The 14,396-nt window shown below is 67.1% G+C and carries 15 protein-coding genes; 7 read left to right on the plus strand and 8 right to left on the minus strand.

The window, feature by feature from the left end; all coding sequences use genetic code 11:
* Nucleotides 1-20: 20 nt before the first annotated feature.
* Nucleotides 21-1,439, minus strand: coding sequence for a M28 family peptidase (locus tag ATE62_RS11705; RefSeq protein WP_058809423.1), 1,419 nt, complete (start codon nt 1,437-1,439; stop codon nt 21-23).
* A 129-nt stretch (nt 1,440-1,568) separates the two neighbouring features.
* Between ATE62_RS11705 and ettA the strand changes: the two genes are divergently transcribed.
* Nucleotides 1,569-3,248: an energy-dependent translational throttle protein EttA gene (gene ettA / locus ATE62_RS11710; protein WP_058809408.1), complete on the plus strand. Its 1,680-nt coding sequence runs from the start codon at nt 1,569-1,571 to the stop codon at nt 3,246-3,248.
* An 8-nt stretch (nt 3,249-3,256) separates the two neighbouring features.
* Nucleotides 3,257-3,700: a PaaI family thioesterase gene (locus ATE62_RS11715; protein WP_058809407.1), complete on the plus strand. Its 444-nt coding sequence runs from the start codon at nt 3,257-3,259 to the stop codon at nt 3,698-3,700.
* 37 nt (nt 3,701-3,737) lie between these two features.
* Here ATE62_RS11715 and ATE62_RS11720 read toward each other — a convergent pair whose 3' ends face one another.
* From ATE62_RS11720 to ATE62_RS11730, 3 genes are all read right to left on the minus strand, one after another.
* Complete coding sequence (locus ATE62_RS11720) at nt 3,738-4,442, minus strand: DUF899 family protein (RefSeq protein ID WP_058809406.1); 705 nt, start codon at nt 4,440-4,442, stop codon at nt 3,738-3,740.
* A 137-nt stretch (nt 4,443-4,579) separates the two neighbouring features.
* A complete protein-coding gene (locus ATE62_RS11725; RefSeq protein ID WP_058809405.1) occupies nt 4,580-5,158 on the minus strand; it encodes a DUF2846 domain-containing protein in 579 nt (192 codons plus the stop codon).
* Between the two features lie 40 nt (nt 5,159-5,198).
* A complete protein-coding gene (locus tag ATE62_RS11730) occupies nt 5,199-5,837 on the minus strand; it encodes a carbonic anhydrase (protein ID WP_058809404.1) in 639 nt (212 codons plus the stop codon).
* Nucleotides 5,838-5,899: 62 nt separating this feature from the next.
* Between ATE62_RS11730 and lipA the strand changes: the two genes are divergently transcribed.
* The gene (gene lipA / locus ATE62_RS11735; protein ID WP_058809403.1) at nt 5,900-6,835 is read left to right on the plus strand and encodes a lipoyl synthase; all 936 of its coding nucleotides are present in this window, start codon (nt 5,900-5,902) and stop codon (nt 6,833-6,835) included.
* Nucleotides 6,836-7,276, plus strand: a complete 441-nt coding sequence (locus ATE62_RS11740) for a type II toxin-antitoxin system RatA family toxin (protein ID WP_082662766.1) — start codon at nt 6,836-6,838, stop codon at nt 7,274-7,276.
* A 221-nt stretch (nt 7,277-7,497) separates the two neighbouring features.
* On the opposite strand, the gene ATE62_RS11745 is transcribed toward ATE62_RS11740, so the two are convergent.
* From ATE62_RS11745 to ispF, 4 genes are all read right to left on the minus strand, one after another.
* Entirely contained in the window at nt 7,498-8,280 is a 783-nt protein-coding gene (locus ATE62_RS11745) for an SMI1/KNR4 family protein (protein ID WP_197411726.1), read from the minus strand.
* Between the two features lie 64 nt (nt 8,281-8,344).
* Entirely contained in the window at nt 8,345-8,893 is a 549-nt protein-coding gene (locus ATE62_RS11750) for a CinA family protein (RefSeq protein WP_058809400.1), read from the minus strand.
* A 5-nt stretch (nt 8,894-8,898) separates the two neighbouring features.
* The gene (locus ATE62_RS11755) at nt 8,899-9,435 is read right to left on the minus strand and encodes a hypothetical protein (RefSeq protein WP_058818518.1); all 537 of its coding nucleotides are present in this window, start codon (nt 9,433-9,435) and stop codon (nt 8,899-8,901) included.
* A 1-nt stretch (nt 9,436) separates the two neighbouring features.
* Nucleotides 9,437-10,585, minus strand: a complete 1,149-nt coding sequence (gene ispF / locus ATE62_RS11760) for a 2-C-methyl-D-erythritol 2,4-cyclodiphosphate synthase (protein ID WP_058809398.1) — start codon at nt 10,583-10,585, stop codon at nt 9,437-9,439.
* A 98-nt stretch (nt 10,586-10,683) separates the two neighbouring features.
* Between ispF and dusB the strand changes: the two genes are divergently transcribed.
* The 3 genes from dusB to ntrC are packed head-to-tail and all read left to right on the plus strand — an operon-like array spanning nt 10,684 to nt 14,196.
* Entirely contained in the window at nt 10,684-11,682 is a 999-nt protein-coding gene (gene dusB, locus ATE62_RS11765) for a tRNA dihydrouridine synthase DusB (RefSeq protein WP_058809397.1), read from the plus strand.
* A 10-nt stretch (nt 11,683-11,692) separates the two neighbouring features.
* On the plus strand, nt 11,693-12,784 hold the full coding sequence (locus ATE62_RS11770) for a two-component system sensor histidine kinase NtrB (RefSeq protein ID WP_058809396.1): 1,092 nt from the start codon (nt 11,693-11,695) through the stop codon (nt 12,782-12,784).
* On the plus strand, nt 12,781-14,196 hold the full coding sequence (ntrC, locus tag ATE62_RS11775; protein WP_156420619.1) for a nitrogen regulation protein NR(I): 1,416 nt from the start codon (nt 12,781-12,783) through the stop codon (nt 14,194-14,196). Before ATE62_RS11770 ends, ntrC begins: the two co-directional genes overlap by 4 nt.
* The last annotated feature ends 200 nt before the right edge of the window (nt 14,197-14,396 follow it).

Consider the following 14,396-nt stretch of genomic DNA (forward strand, 5'->3'; position numbering starts at 1 on the left):
CCTACCGTTTTGGTTGAGTATTACGGCAGCTCGGCATCGGCGCTGTTCGCGAGAATCGCCAGAGTCGCGGTCCACGCCACCACATTCTGCCGCAATTGCGCCGGATCGATCTTGTCGAGCGTGTCGTCGGGGGTGTGGTGCAGGTCAAAATAGCGCGTGCCGTCCTGCTGCAGGTCGATCGTCGGCACCCCCGCCGCGACGAGCGCGCCGATGTCGGCGCCGCCGCCCGCCGGAGTCTTGCCGCGCACGATGCCAAAGGGCGCCAGCGCGGCCGCGATCCGGTCCTCCAGCGGCTTGGCGCTCGCGGGCAGCTTGAAATCGACGCGCCACACGCGATCGGCGCCGAAATCGGATTCGAGCGCCACCGCGTGCTTTTCGGTCCCATGCTTGTCGAAATAGGCCTTGCCGCCGAACACACCGACCTCCTCGGCGCCGGCCCACAGGACGCGGATCGTGCGCCGCGGTTGGCCCGCGCGCATGACATGCTTCGCCGCAGCGGTGACGATCCCGCAGCCCGAGGCGTCGTCAATCGCTCCGGTCCCGAGGTCCCAGCTGTCGAGATGGCAGGCGATGATCACCGGCGAAGCGGCGGGGTCGCTGCCCGGCACTTCGGCGATCACATTGCCCGAATATCTGGTGCCCAGGTCCTGGGGGGTGAGCACCAGCTTCATCCGCAGCGGCTCGGGCGTATAGCCGAGGGGCGTCTCACTGGTGCGCATCGTCAGCGTGCGCTGCCACTGGCGCACCAGCTGGTCGGCGTCGGGGTTCGACAGCGCGCCTGCGGGGATCGGCTTCACCCCGGCTTCGAAATTGGTCCCGCCGGTGTGCGCCCCGCGATGATTGTCGGTGCCGATCGAGCGGATCACCACCGCGATCGCGCCCTTCTTCGACGCGGCATTGGCGCCCACAAAGCGCCCGCGGCCATATTGGCCGTAACCGCTGCCGTCCTGCGCACGCTCCATCTGGTTGTCGATGAAGACGATCTTGCCCTTCACGTGGATATCGGGGGCTGCGAGCAGCGCGTCGTAGCTCGGATAATAGGCGACATCGCCCTCGATCCCCATGGGTCCCGTCGAGGCGCTGTTGCCGAGCGCGGCGATATGCAGCTTCTGCGGCAGGAAGGGGCCGGTCAGCGAAGCCTCTTCGGCGCCGCGCACCCACACCTTCATGTCGAACTGCTCCTCGCGCACATTGGCGAAGCCCATCGCCTGCAGCCGCGCGACGGCCCAGCGCCGCGCCGCGGATTCGGCCTCGGTCCCCGCCATGCGCGGGCCGATCTCGGTGGTCAGGTCCTCGGTGATCGACCAGGCGATATCCTCGCCCTGCTGCGCCAGTTCGACCGCGCTCGGCGGCGGCGGGATCGAGGCAGCGGCGGCGGTCGAGGCGAGGAGGGTGGCGGTCAGCCCGGCGAGGCGGGCGAGGGGAGCGGCGATTTTCATGCCGCCGTCGTAACCGCGCGCGCCGTGTGCGCAAGCGTCGATTGCCAATCCGCCGCCCATTCGCTAACCGGCGCGCAACATCTCTCCCGGCCGCCCGCGCGCGGCCCAGCCAAGACCGGAGCAAATCCCATGGCCGCCCAATATAGTTTCGTGATGAAGGGTCTCGGCAAGACCTATCCCGGCGCGCAAAAGCCGACGCTCAAGGACCTGAGCCTGCAATTCTACCCCGATGCCAAGATCGGTATCGTCGGCCCGAACGGCACGGGTAAATCGACGCTCATGAAGATCATGGCCGGCATCGACAAGGACTTCACCGGCGAAGCCTGGCCGGGCGAGGGGATCAGCGTCGGTTACCTCGCGCAGGAGCCGCAGCTCGACCCGACCAAGACGGTCAAAGAGAATGTCATGGACGGCGTCCGCGGCGTCGCCGACATGATGGACCGCTTCAACGAGATCAGCACGCTGATGGCCGATCCGCCGGAGGACGCTGATTTCGAGGCGCTGATGGAGGAAATGGGCACGCTCCAGGAAAAGATCGACGCGGTCGACGGCTGGACGCTCGACAACCAGCTCGAAATCGCGATGGAAGCGCTGCGCTGCCCGCCGGGTGACTGGAGCGTCGAGAATCTGTCGGGCGGCGAGAAACGCCGCATCGCGCTCACCCGCCTGTTGCTGGAAAAGCCGTCGATCCTGCTGCTCGACGAACCGACCAACCATCTCGACGCCGAAAGCGTCGCCTGGCTCGAAAAGCATCTCGTCGACTATCCCGGCAACGTCATCCTCGTCACCCACGATCGCTATTTCCTCGACAATGTCGTGAACTGGATCCTCGAACTCGATCGCGGCCGCTACTTCGTCTACGAAGGCAATTATTCGACCTATCTCGAAAAGAAGGGCAAGCGCCTCGAGCAGGAAGCGCGCGAGGACCAGGGCCGCCAGAAGGCGATCAAGGACGAGCTCGAGTGGATCCGGCAATCGCCCAAAGCCCGCCAGGCCAAGTCGAAGGCGCGTATCAAGTCGTTCGACCAGCTCGTCGAGGCGCAGGAAAAGCGCACCCCCGGCAAGGCGCAGATCGTCATCCAGATCCCCGAACGCCTCGGCGGCAAGGTGATCGAGGTCGCGAACATCTCGAAGGCCTATGGCGACAAATTGCTCTTCGAGGACCTGTCCTTCACCCTCCCCCCGGGCGGCATCGTCGGGGTCATCGGCCCGAACGGCGCCGGCAAGTCGACCCTGTTCAAGCTGATCACCGGCCAGGAAACCCCCGACAGCGGTAGCGTCACGATCGGCGACACCGTCCGCCTCGGCTTCGTCGACCAGAGTCGCGACGATTTGAAGCCCGACAACAATGTCTGGCAGGAAATCTCGGGCGGCCACGAGCTGATGACCATCGGCAAGCACGAGATGCAGACGCGGGCTTATGTGGGCGCCTTCAACTTCAAGGGCGTCGACCAGCAGAAGAAGGTCGGCCAGCTCTCGGGCGGCGAACGCAACCGCGTCCACCTCGCCAAGATGCTCAAGGAGGGCGGCAACGTCCTCCTGCTCGACGAACCGACCAACGACCTCGACACCGAGACGCTCGCCGCGCTCGAAGAAGCACTCGAGAATTTCGCGGGCTGCGCCGTGGTCATCAGCCACGACCGCTTCTTCCTCGATCGCCTCGCGACGCACATCCTGGCGTTCGAGGGCGACAGCCATGTCGAATGGTTCGAAGGCAATTTCGAATCCTATGAAGAGGACAAGATCCGCCGCCTCGGCGACGACGCCACGCGTCCGCACGCGACGTCGTACAAGAAGCTGACGCGCTGAGCCTGCAGGTGGGGGAGGCCGCTCCGATCTCGTCGAGTGCGATCCGGCTCGACGCCGACGCACTCAACGCCTTTCTGGAGCAGGCCTTTCCGCACGCCCAGCCGGGCACGCGCGGCCATGTCGTCTCCGCCGTGCCCGGCCATGTCCAGGCGCGGATGGATCCGGGTGACAAGGCGCTGCGCCCCGGCGGGCTGATCTCGGGCCCGACGCAGATGGGTTTCGCCGACATGGCCGCCTATGCGCTCGTCCTCGCGCATATCGGCCCCGTCGCGATGGCGGTTACCAGCGCGCTCAACTACCAGTTCCTGCGGCCCTGCCGCCCCGGCCCACTCTTCGCCGACGCAACAATGCTGCGACTCGGCAAGCGGCTCGCGGTGATGGACGTCCGCATCTGGACCGACGATGCCGACAAGCCCGTCGGGCAGGCGCAAGTGACCTACGCGATTCCGTGAGCCGCGCTCCTCCCCGGCACGGGGAGGATCTAATCGCTCAATATTCCAGCTTCGGATACCAGCTCGTCCCGCGCCCGCCGGGCGTCAGGTCGAGGATGTTCCACAGGCTCGCGATATCGGGCGCGTCGCGCGGGTCCTGTCCGGGGTCCGCCATGTCGGCGGTCATCTCGCTCTTCCAGAACAGCCGGATCCCGCTGCCATTGCGCTTGTACACGACCAGTGCCGGGTCCTCGCCCCCGTCCGCGTGGAGCAGCCGGAAATCGCGCGCATAATCGTCGCCGACCGTCTGCACGAAATCGAGCGCCTGCCAGCCGCGTTCTGCGGCGAAGGCCATTTGCCGCTCGACCGGGCTGCGCCCCAAGATCTTCAGCGCCACGCGCTGCTTGATGTCGTTCGCATTGCCGTTCACCGACCCCAGCCAGTTGGTGCACATCGGGCACGGCCGCGCGCGCTCGGGCCCGTACATCCAGAAATAGGTGACCAGCGTGTCGTGCTCGCCGAACAGCTCGGCCAGCCCCAGCTCGGCGCCGTCTACATCGCGGAATCGGTAATCCGCCGTGATCAGCGGCCCCGGCGGCAGCGCGCGGCGCTGTTCGGCGACGCGCGTCATCTTGCGGCGGAGGTCGATTTCCTCGGCCAGCAAGGATTTTCGGGCCTTGGCATAATCATCGTCTTCGCCGGGGATTGCGCGCCGCCGCGACGCGAGCGCCGGGGCGGCCAATAAAGGCTGGCGAAGGGCCATTCATGTCTCCCTGATTGCGACCTGTCATCGCTTTGCCATCTTGGCCCGGGAGCGCAAATCGGCTGCTCGCACACTTCGCTCGCCTCGACCGGGAAGCGCCCCGAATCGGCGACGAAATGCGGGCGCGCGAAAGCAAGTTACGCGGGCGCCACTTCCCACAGGATCAGCTTGGTCGCATTGACATCTTCGCGGGCCTTGGCTGCATCCGAGCGGCTGAGCTTCACCCCGCCCTTTAGCGCGCCCATTTCGATCATCGCGTCGATCACCACCACACCCCCCGCGCCGACATCGACCTCGATCTCGTCGGGCCGCGCCAGCTTCGCCTTGGCGGTGCCGACCTGGATATGATGCTTGCCGGGCTCGACATCGGCCATCAGCATCTGTCCCGATTTGATCTGCCCCTGCGCCGTGCCGTCGAGGGTGACATTCATTCCCTGCAGCGCAGCGACGAAACCGCGGCGGGTGACATAGATGCGGCCTTTGCCTTCGGGCGCCTGCATCCGCCGCGCCTCGGCCAGTGCCGCCGGATCCGCCTTCTGCCCGCTCTTGTTGCTAGACAGCGCCCAGATGCAGAAAACGACCACGCCGATCAGGAACAGGGGCGCCAGGATCATCATCGTGCCTTCGCCGACCAGGCTGGCGATCGATGGCCCCATGAAAGCCCCGACGATGGCCGCGAAAAAGATGATCGTCAGCCACATCGCATTCTTGCTCATGTCCGTTCCCCTGTCTGCGGCGCAAGAGTCATTGAAGGTCTCAGGCCGGTGCAAAATCTCCCGTCGCGTCGTCCAGCACATGCAGCACCCCGTCGCTGATCGCGAAGAAGGCGCCGCGCAATTTCAGGGTCCCGCGCCGTTCCTTCTCCTGGATACAGGGGAAGGTGCGCAGATTCGCTATGCTCACGCGCACAGCCGCCATTTCCATCGCGCGCCCCGCGTCGCGATTGTCGATATCGACATGCTCGGCGCGCACTTCGGCGCTGGCGTCGTCGAGCATCGCGATCCAGTCGGCGATGAAGCCGCCATGGCCCGGCTCGGCGCCCTCCATCGATTTATGCAGCGCGGCGTGGCACCCGCCGCACAGCCCGTGTCCCATCACGACGATTTCCTCGACCTTCAGGAATTGCACTGCGAATTCCAGCGCCGCCGACACGCCGTGGCGCCCCGGCGTCGTCTCGAACGGCGGCACCAGCGCCGCGACGTTGCGCACGACGAAGATTTCGCCCGGATTGGTGTCGAAAATCTGCGAGGGTTCGGATCGGCTGTCCGAACAGGCGATCACCATCACCTTCGGCGACTGGCCCTCGGCCAGCTGTTCCCAGCGCTCGCGTTGCTGCGCCCAACCGCCGTTACGGAAACGGCGATATCCCTCGATCATGTCTGCAAAGTGAGTCATGCAGGCGCCTTAGCATAGGTAGAGAGGTTGAGAAGAGGCGCGAGCAAGACTATGTGGGCGCCATGAACGCTCCCGCCCAGCCCGCATCACTCCCCAGCCAGCGCACCCGCAAGCCCGACTGGATTCGCGTCAAGGCGCCGACCAGCCCCGGTTACGCCGAAACGCGCAAGCTGATGCGCGAGCTCAACCTGCACACGGTGTGCGAGGAAGCGGCCTGCCCGAACATCGGCGAATGCTGGACCAAGAAGCATGCGACGGTGATGATCCTCGGCGACACCTGCACCCGCGCCTGCGCCTTCTGCAACGTCAAGACCGGCATGCCGCGTGCGGTCGACCCGTTCGAGCCCGAACATACGGCGATCGCGGCGGCGAAGATGGGGCTCAGCCACATCGTCATCACCTCGGTCGACCGCGACGATTTGCCCGACGGCGGCGCGAGCCAGTTCGTGAAGGTGATCCAGGCGCTGCGCCGCGAGACGCCGCAGACGACGATCGAGATTCTGACGCCGGACTTTCGCAACAAGCCCGAAAGCGCGGTCGCGGCGATCGTCGATGCGCGCCCCGACGTCTATAACCATAATCTCGAAACTGTTCCGCGGCTCTATCCGACGATCCGCCCCGGCGCGCGCTATTATGCCTCGCTGCGCCTGCTCGAAAGCGTCAAGCGCCGCGATCCGTCGATCTTCACCAAGTCCGGCATCATGATGGGACTCGGTGAGGAGCGGATGGAGGTCCATCAGGTGATGGACGACATGCGTAGCGCCGACATCGATTTCATGACAATGGGCCAATATCTCCAGCCGACCCCGAAGCACGCCAAGGTGATCGACTTCGTCACTCCGCAGGCGTTCGACGCCTATGCGCAGATCGCGCGCGCCAAGGGCTTCCTGCAGGTCGCGGCCTCGCCGCTGACACGGTCGAGCTACCACGCCGGCGACGATTTCGAGGTCATGCGCGCCGCGCGCGAGGCGCAGCTCGCCCGCGCAAAGGCCGACTGATTGCCGAGGCACCAGGAAAGCCGGATCCTGCCGTACAGCGCGGACCAGATGTTCGCGCTGGTGTCGGACATCGCGCATTATCCCGACTTCCTGCCCTGGGTCGTCGCGCTCCGTATCCGCAGCGACAGCGAGCATGAGGCGGTCGCCGACATGATCGTCGGCTTCAAGGGGCTGCGCGAAAGCTTCTCGTGCCGCGTCCACAAGGACCGCCCAGACAGCGTCACCGTCAGCTATATCGACGGCCCGATGCGCCACCTCACCAACGAATGGCATTTCGTTCCTACCGAGGATGGCGGCTGCCGCGTCGACTTCATGGTCGACTTCGCCTTCCGCAGCCGCATGTTCGAGGCGCTGGCGGGCCAGATGTTCGACAAGGCGCTGAGGAAGATGATCGCGGCGTTCGAGGCGCGCGCGGACGCGCTTTACGGGGTGGCGGCGTGATTATGGCTCGTACGCTTTTGCGCGGCGTTCGCAGTGCCTAGGCGTGTACAGGGTGCCATTGGCCTGCTCGCCGGCAGCCTGATCGTCGTCGCCTTCTTTGGCGGATCTTTGCAGAATGTCGCGCCCGCTCTAACGGCGGCAGCGATATTGTTCGGGGTCGCCTTGATTGTGCGTCAAAGGCAGAAGCGGAAGAACTGAGCCATTGTCGTGGCCGGGGCCCGTTAAGCGTAAGGACCCGGCGCCCCAAGCAGTTTGCGCGCGCCCTCGTGGAAATGATCCGATGGCGGATTGCGAAGGGCGAATGCCCGCAACCGTGCTTCGCCTGGCTCGACTTTCAGGCGAAAATTGCCGCTTTCGAGCAGGTCGGCGATCCAACCGAGAAATTGGCCGAGCGATTCCGCAAGCACGACCTTCACCTCCTCGTCGCGGCCATAGAGGATGATCTGCCCGACCCGGCCTCCGGGCCAGGGATCGAGGTCGATGCCGATATGATTGCCCGATCCGTCATGGGTCAGCGGAATCCAGCGGCGATTGATATAGGCGGGGTCGACGGCGCCCCCGGGCCAGCCGCCGCCGGGAATGACATAAGGGTCGCCCTTGAAATAGGCGAGAATCTTGACCCAGCTCCGCCACTGGGCTTCGACCTCGGCCAACGGAAGCAGCGGCAATCCGTAGATATGCCCATGCCGGTCGTCATTCTCCCCGTCGTGCCACCGATATAACTGGTGCCACGACGATGGCATGGCGACGCCCACGACACGTTCCAGGGCGTCGAGCGCCGCGTCGTTTGCGGGGAGGTTGAAGGTATATTCGTCGGTCGGTAGATGCGCCGCATACCATCGGTCCAGCCGGGCTAGTACCGGTGCTATATCTTCTTCCAGCGCTGGCTTCGGTCGGCCGGTCGGCCTCTTCGGCGCCGCGTTCGACTTCTTGTCCGACGGCCCTTCTCGTAGCGCCAACGAACTGCAGAAGGCCGGACCCACGATCAGCGCCGCGATCCCCACGAGCGAGGCGCCGACCAGCAGCTTTCGTCTGTCCTTGTCCATGCCGCCCGCGAACGTGCCGACTTCACGCCGGCAGCGCAATATCCTCCGACGGCCCCATCGCGTCGCGTTCGGGCAGCAACAGGTCGAGCGCGAACATCGCCGCCGCATGACGGATCGATGCGCGGTCGCCGCCCTCGAACTGCACGCGCTGGGTGAAATATTCGTCGGGGTCCTGCCCGCGCAGCCCGCGCGCGAAGACCACCAGCCCGACCGGCTTCTTCTCCGATCCGCCGCCGGGTCCGGCGATGCCGGTGATCGCGACCGCGACGTCGGCATCGCTGTTCGCCAGCGCGCCGGTCACCATCGCCCAGGCGGTCGCCAGCGACACCTCGCCGAAGGTCTCCAATATCTCGCTGCTGACGTCGAGCTGGCTTTGCTTCGCGTTCGCCGAGTAAGTGATGAAGCCGCCCGAGAACACGTCGGAACTCCCCGGAATGTCGGTCAGCGCGACGCACACCATGCCGCCGGTGCAGCTCTCGGCCGCCGCGACCTTGCGTCCCGCGGCGCGGTTGGCGGCGAGCACGGTCTCGGCGAGGGTGTCGCGCGCTTCGTTTCGATCGGGTTCGGACATGGCGGCTATTCGGCGCAGACGTTGGGCGAGCGCTGCTTTTCGCCGGGCTTGTCGTCGCCCGTCAGCGCCAGAATCGCGGCCATGAAATCGCCCGCCTGCTTCGGCGACATCGCCGCCAGCGACGCGACCAATGTATCGACGTCGCGGCATGAGCCGGGCTTGATCTCGCCCTCGATCATCGTAGGGATCATCGCCTCGACCAGCGGCTGCAGCAGTTCGTCGGGCATTTGCTCCATCACCGAGGGATCGGTTTCGCCCTCATCGGCACCGAATTTCATGAACGCTGCGCGCGCGGTCGGCCAATTGTCCGCTTGCACGGCGCGATAGCTCTCGATCATCGCCTCGACGCCCGTCGCCAGAAAGGCATCGGCGGGCAGATGCGCCGCGCACGTGTTGCGCACCCCTTCGATCACCGACGGCATTGCATAACCCATCATGCCCGCGATCTCGGTGCGCGTGATGCATGTCTGCGCGACGGCCTGCGCCGGCATTCCCACCATCGTCATCGCCGTAGCTACGGCCAGCAAGCCCCTGTTCTTCATATCATTCCTTCCACAGGATCGTCGCGACCGCCTGCGCCGCCAGCCCCTCGCGCCGCCCGGCGAAGCCCAGCCCCTCGGTGGTCGTCGCCTTCACGCTTATCCGCGAAAGGGGCAGGCGCGCAATTTCCGAAATGCGCAATCGCATCGCCTCGCGGTGCGGCCCGACCTTCGGCGCCTCGCCGACGATCGTGAGGTCCAGATGCTGGATATCGCCGCCGCGATCGGCGACGCGCTGCACCGCATAGTCGAGGAAGCGCCACGATTCGGCGCCCTTCCACTGCGGGTCCGACGGCGGGAAATGGCTGCCGATATCGCCGTCCGCGGCCGCGCCGAGCACCGCGTCGGTGATCGCGTGCAGCGCGACGTCGGCGTCGCTGTGCCCCGACAGGCCGTGGCTGTGCTCGATCCTTATGCCGCCCAGCCATAGCGGCTTGCCCGCCACCAGCCGGTGCACGTCATATCCCATGCCCGTCGCGATCCGCATCGTCTCTTTCTCCACGCCGAGCAGGCTCTCGAGCATCGCGAGGTCCTCGGCAAAGGTCAGCTTGTGCAGCCGCGCGTCGCCCGCGACCAGCGCTACCGGCTCGCCGAGGCGCCGCACCAGCTGCGCATCGTCGCTCGCCGCCGCGCCTGCGGCCTCCGCATGCGCGCGCCGCAACGCGCCCAGCCGGAAGGCCTGCGGCGTCTGCACCCGCGCGAGCTCGGCCCGGTCGACCACGTCCGCATCGGCCTGCCGCACGATCGTGTCGGCCACCGGCAGCACCGGGATCGCTGCCGCCGCGCCCTCCGCGATCGCCGCGATCAGCCGCGCAATCACGTCGCGGCCAACCCCCGGCCGCGCGCTGTCGTGCACCAGCACCACCGCATCGTCGTCCAGCCCCGCCAGCGCCGCCAGCCCGCGCGCCACCGAATCCTGCCGCTCGGCTCCCGGCGCCGCGCGCTTCCAGCCGGCGGGCAGGGCGATCTCGTCGGCGCTCACCAGCACGCCTGGGTAGGCCGCCAGCGCGTCGAGGCTCCACTGCAGCACCGGCTTGCCCCCCAGCATCGCCTGCTGCTTGGGCGCGGCAAAGCCCGTACGCGCCCCGCGCCCGCCCGCGAGCAGGATGATCACGATCGTCGGCGGGCCGGAAAGGGGAGCGGATTCGTCCATCAGCAGAGGCGGGTAGCGCAGCCCCGGCTTGCGGGAAAGCCGCTTAGCGTGTAGGGGCGTGCACAAATTTTAGGCAATTTAACCCGAAAGTCTCCCCCATGGCGGCGCTCAGCCCCATCCAGATCGGCCATATCACCATCGCGGATCCGGTGATCCTCGCGCCGATGACCGGCGTCACCGACCTGCCGTTCCGCAAGCTCGTGCGCTATTACGGCTCGGGGCTCAACGTGACCGAGATGATCGCCAGCCAGGCTGCGATCCGCGAAACGCGCCAGTCGATCCAGAAAGCCGCCTGGGACCCCGTCGAGGAACCCGTGTCGATGCAGCTCGTCGGCTGCACGCCTTACGAGATGGGCGAAGCGGCCAAGCTCAACGAGGATCGCGGCGCGTCGATCATCGACATCAACATGGGCTGCCCGGTGCGCAAGGTCACCAACGGCGACGCCGGCTCGGCGCTGATGCGCGACCTGGGGCTCGCCGCCGCGCTGATCGACAGCTGCGTCAAGGCGGTCAGCGTGCCCGTCACGGTCAAGATGCGCATGGGTTGGTGCCACGACAGCCTCAACGCGCCGGAGCTCGCGCATATCGCCGAGGATCTAGGCGCCAAGCTCGTCACCGTCCACGGCCGCACCCGCAACCAGATGTACCGCGGCGAGGCCGACTGGGGCTTCGTGCGCCGCGTCAAGGACGCGGTCTCGATCCCCGTCATCGTCAACGGCGACATCTGCTCGTCGGACGACGCCAGGACCGCGCTCGCGCAGAGCGGCGCAGACGGCGTCATGATCGGCCGCGGCGCTTACGGCCGCCCCTGGCTGCTCGGCCAGGTGATGGCGGCGCTGCGAGGCGAGGCCGAGCGCCCCGACCCCGGCCTCGACGAACAATATGACGTCATTACATCGCATTACCGCGCGATGATCGAGCATTATGGCGAAATGACCGGGGTCAATATGGCGCGCAAGCACCTTGGATGGTACGTCAAGGGGCTGCACGGCTCGGCCGAATTCCGCAACAAGGTCAACCAGATCCCCGACAGCAAGTCGGTCCTCGACGCGCTCGAAGCCTTCTACGGCCCGCATCTGACCAAGGCTGCTGCATGAGGCCCGCTGCGTGAGCGCGCTGACGTCGAGCATCCCCAGTTTCGACCATGACGAGCTGATCCAGTCGCATCCCGTCGCGACCCTGCTCATCGACCGCAACGGCGTCATCCTCTTCGTCAACGCCGCCGCCGAACAACTCTGCAACACCGGCCGCGCCGCGATGGTCGGGCACGTCGTCTACGACGTCATCGCAATGGACCGCAATTACCGCCAGCGGATGAGCGATCCCGCTTATTCGGCGCTCTTCGCGCACGGCGCCGACATCTCGGTCGGCGGGCGCAAGGCGATTTCGGTCGACATGCAGATGGTGCCCTATGGCGGCACCGGCCACCGCATCCTCGCGCTCGTCCCCTCGCAGCGCGAGGCCGAGCTGATGGGCGGCGCGATCGGCCGCTCGGGCCGCGCCGCGGGCGCCGCCGCCTCGATGCTCGCGCACGAGATCAAGAACCCGCTCGCCGGCATCCGCGGCGCCGCCCAGCTGCTCGCGCGCGGCGCCGACGCCGGCAAGGCGCGCTTCACCGAACTGATCGTGGCCGAGGTCGACCGCATCGCGACCTTGATCGACCAGATGGAGCATTTCTCGCGCGGCCAGCCGATCGCCTGCGACGCGCTGAACCTCTACCAGCCGATCCACCAGGCGATGGAGGCGGTGCGCGCACGCCAGCTGCCCGGCATCCGCTTCGCCGAAGATTTCGACCCCTCGCTGCCGCTCGTGCTCGGCAACCATGACGCCATGGTGCAGATCCTGCAGAACCTCCTTACCAACGCCTCCGAAGTGCTCGTCGGCCGCGACGACGGCGTCGTGCGCCTCGCCACCGCCTATCGCCATGGGCTGTCGATCGACAATGGCGACGGCCGCGGCCGCATCGCGCTGCCGATCGAGGTCAGCGTCAGCGACAACGGCCCCGGCGTCCCCGCCGAAATCCGCGGCGACGTCTTCGATCCCTTCGTCACCACCAAGCGCGAGGGCAGGGGGCTCGGCCTCGCGCTCGTCGCCAAGCTCGCACGCGACATGGGCGGCACGGTCCAGCATATGCGCGACGGCGAATGGACGCGCTTCCGCGTCCACCTTCCCGCCGCGCAGCAGGGGCGCAGCGCATGATCGGCAAGACGATCCTGCTCGTCGAGGACGATCCGACGATCGCGCTGATCATCCGTGAGACGCTCGCCGAGGAATGCGGCAGCTTCGCCGCGGTCACCAGCGTCGCCGAGCGCAACGCCTGGCTCGCCGCCCATTCGCCCGACCTCGTGATCACCGACGTCGTGCTGCCCGATGGCGACGGCATCGACTCGCTCCCCGGCGCGAGGCTCGCGCCCGATGTGCCGGTGATCGTGCTTTCGGCGCAGAACACGCTCGACACTGCAGTCCGCGCGACCGGCATCGGCAGCTACGATTATCTGCCCAAGCCCTTCGACCTCGAGGATCTGATCGCCAGCGTCCGCGCCGCGCTCGCGCGCCGCGGCAGCGAGCCCGCGGCGGCACCCGACGTCGGCCCCGCCGACAGCCACGGCCTCGTCGGCCGCGCGCCCGCGATGCAGGCGGTGTACCGCACCATCGCGCGCCTCGCCTCGAACGACCTCGCGGTGCTGATCCTCGGCGAATCGGGCACCGGCAAGGAGGTCGTCGCGCGCGCGATCCACGCCACCGGCCTCCGCCGCGCCGGGCCCTTTGTCGCGATCAACATGGCCGCGATCCCGCGCGAATTGATCGAGGCCGAGCTGTTCGGCCATGAAAAGGGCGCCTTCACCGGCGCGACCAGCCGCAATGCCGGGCGCTTCGAACAGGCGGCGGGGGGCACGCTCTTCCTCGACGAGATCGGCGACATGCCGCTCGACGCCCAGACGCGGCTGCTGCGCGTGCTGCAGAGCAACGAATATTCGACCGTCGGGGGCAGCCAGTCGCTGCGCGCCGACGTCCGCGTCGTCGCCGCCACGCACCGCGACATGCGTACGCTCATCGCCGACGGGCGTTTCCGCGAGGATCTCTTCTACCGGCTCAACGTCATCCCGGTCACGCTCCCGCCGCTTCGCGACCGCCGCAGCGACATCGCCGCGCTCGTCCGCCATTTCGTCGACAGCGGGCGCCGGTTCGGGCTTCCCGACCGCCAGTTCGCTCCCGACGCGATGCAGATGCTCGAACGCTATGACTGGCCCGGAAACGTCCGCGAACTCGGCAACGTCGTCCAGCGCCTCGCGGTGCTCTCGCGCGACACGACCGTCTCGGTTCGCGATGTCGAGGCGGTGCTCCACGAAAGCGGCGAGGGGATATCGATCGTCGCCCCCCGGGACGCGATCGGCCGCGCCGTCGACGACTGGGCGCGCGAGGAACTCGCGACCGACTACGACGGCACGCTGCACGAACGCCTCGAAGCGATCGTCGAAGCCGCCCTCTTCCGCCGCGTGTTGCGCGACGTGCGCGGCAACCAGCTCGAAGCGGCGCGGCGTCTGGGCATCAACCGCAACACGCTGCGCAAACGGCTGGGCCAGCTCGATATCGACCCGACGCGGGCTTAGGGGCAGTTTTCGGGCGGTTGCGGTCGTTGAGGGATTGAACTGTTTTCCCCTCCCGCAGGCGGGAGGGGCAGCGAGACTTGGGCGCTCGCGCCCTAGTCGCAGCGGGGTGGGCCATTGCAGCGTTGCTGCCCACCCCCAACCCCTCCCGCAAGCGGGAGGGGAGATCGACGTCCGCTAACCACCCCAAACCAGACACGTCC

Origin of the sequence: Sphingopyxis sp. HIX (assembly GCF_001468285.1) — a bacterium.
In the GTDB taxonomy this organism is placed as follows: Bacteria; Pseudomonadota; Alphaproteobacteria; order Sphingomonadales; family Sphingomonadaceae; genus Sphingopyxis.

Coding starts and splice junctions, on each gene's coding strand:
- ATE62_RS11705 (WP_058809423.1), bottom strand. CDS start 1,439: ATGAAAATCGCCGCTCCCCTCGCCCGCCTCGCCGGGCTGACCGCCACC.
- ettA (WP_058809408.1), top strand. CDS start 1,569: ATGGCCGCCCAATATAGTTTCGTGATGAAGGGTCTCGGCAAGACCTAT.
- ATE62_RS11720 (WP_058809406.1), bottom strand. CDS start 4,442: ATGGCCCTTCGCCAGCCTTTATTGGCCGCCCCGGCGCTCGCGTCGCGG.
- ATE62_RS11725 (WP_058809405.1), bottom strand. CDS start 5,158: ATGAGCAAGAATGCGATGTGGCTGACGATCATCTTTTTCGCGGCCATC.
- ATE62_RS11730 (WP_058809404.1), bottom strand. CDS start 5,837: ATGACTCACTTTGCAGACATGATCGAGGGATATCGCCGTTTCCGTAAC.
- lipA (WP_058809403.1), top strand. CDS start 5,900: ATGAACGCTCCCGCCCAGCCCGCATCACTCCCCAGCCAGCGCACCCGC.
- ATE62_RS11750 (WP_058809400.1), bottom strand. CDS start 8,893: ATGTCCGAACCCGATCGAAACGAAGCGCGCGACACCCTCGCCGAGACC.
- ATE62_RS11755 (WP_058818518.1), bottom strand. CDS start 9,435: ATGAAGAACAGGGGCTTGCTGGCCGTAGCTACGGCGATGACGATGGTG.
- ispF (WP_058809398.1), bottom strand. CDS start 10,585: ATGGACGAATCCGCTCCCCTTTCCGGCCCGCCGACGATCGTGATCATC.
- dusB (WP_058809397.1), top strand. CDS start 10,684: ATGGCGGCGCTCAGCCCCATCCAGATCGGCCATATCACCATCGCGGAT.
- ntrC (WP_156420619.1), top strand. CDS start 12,781: ATGATCGGCAAGACGATCCTGCTCGTCGAGGACGATCCGACGATCGCG.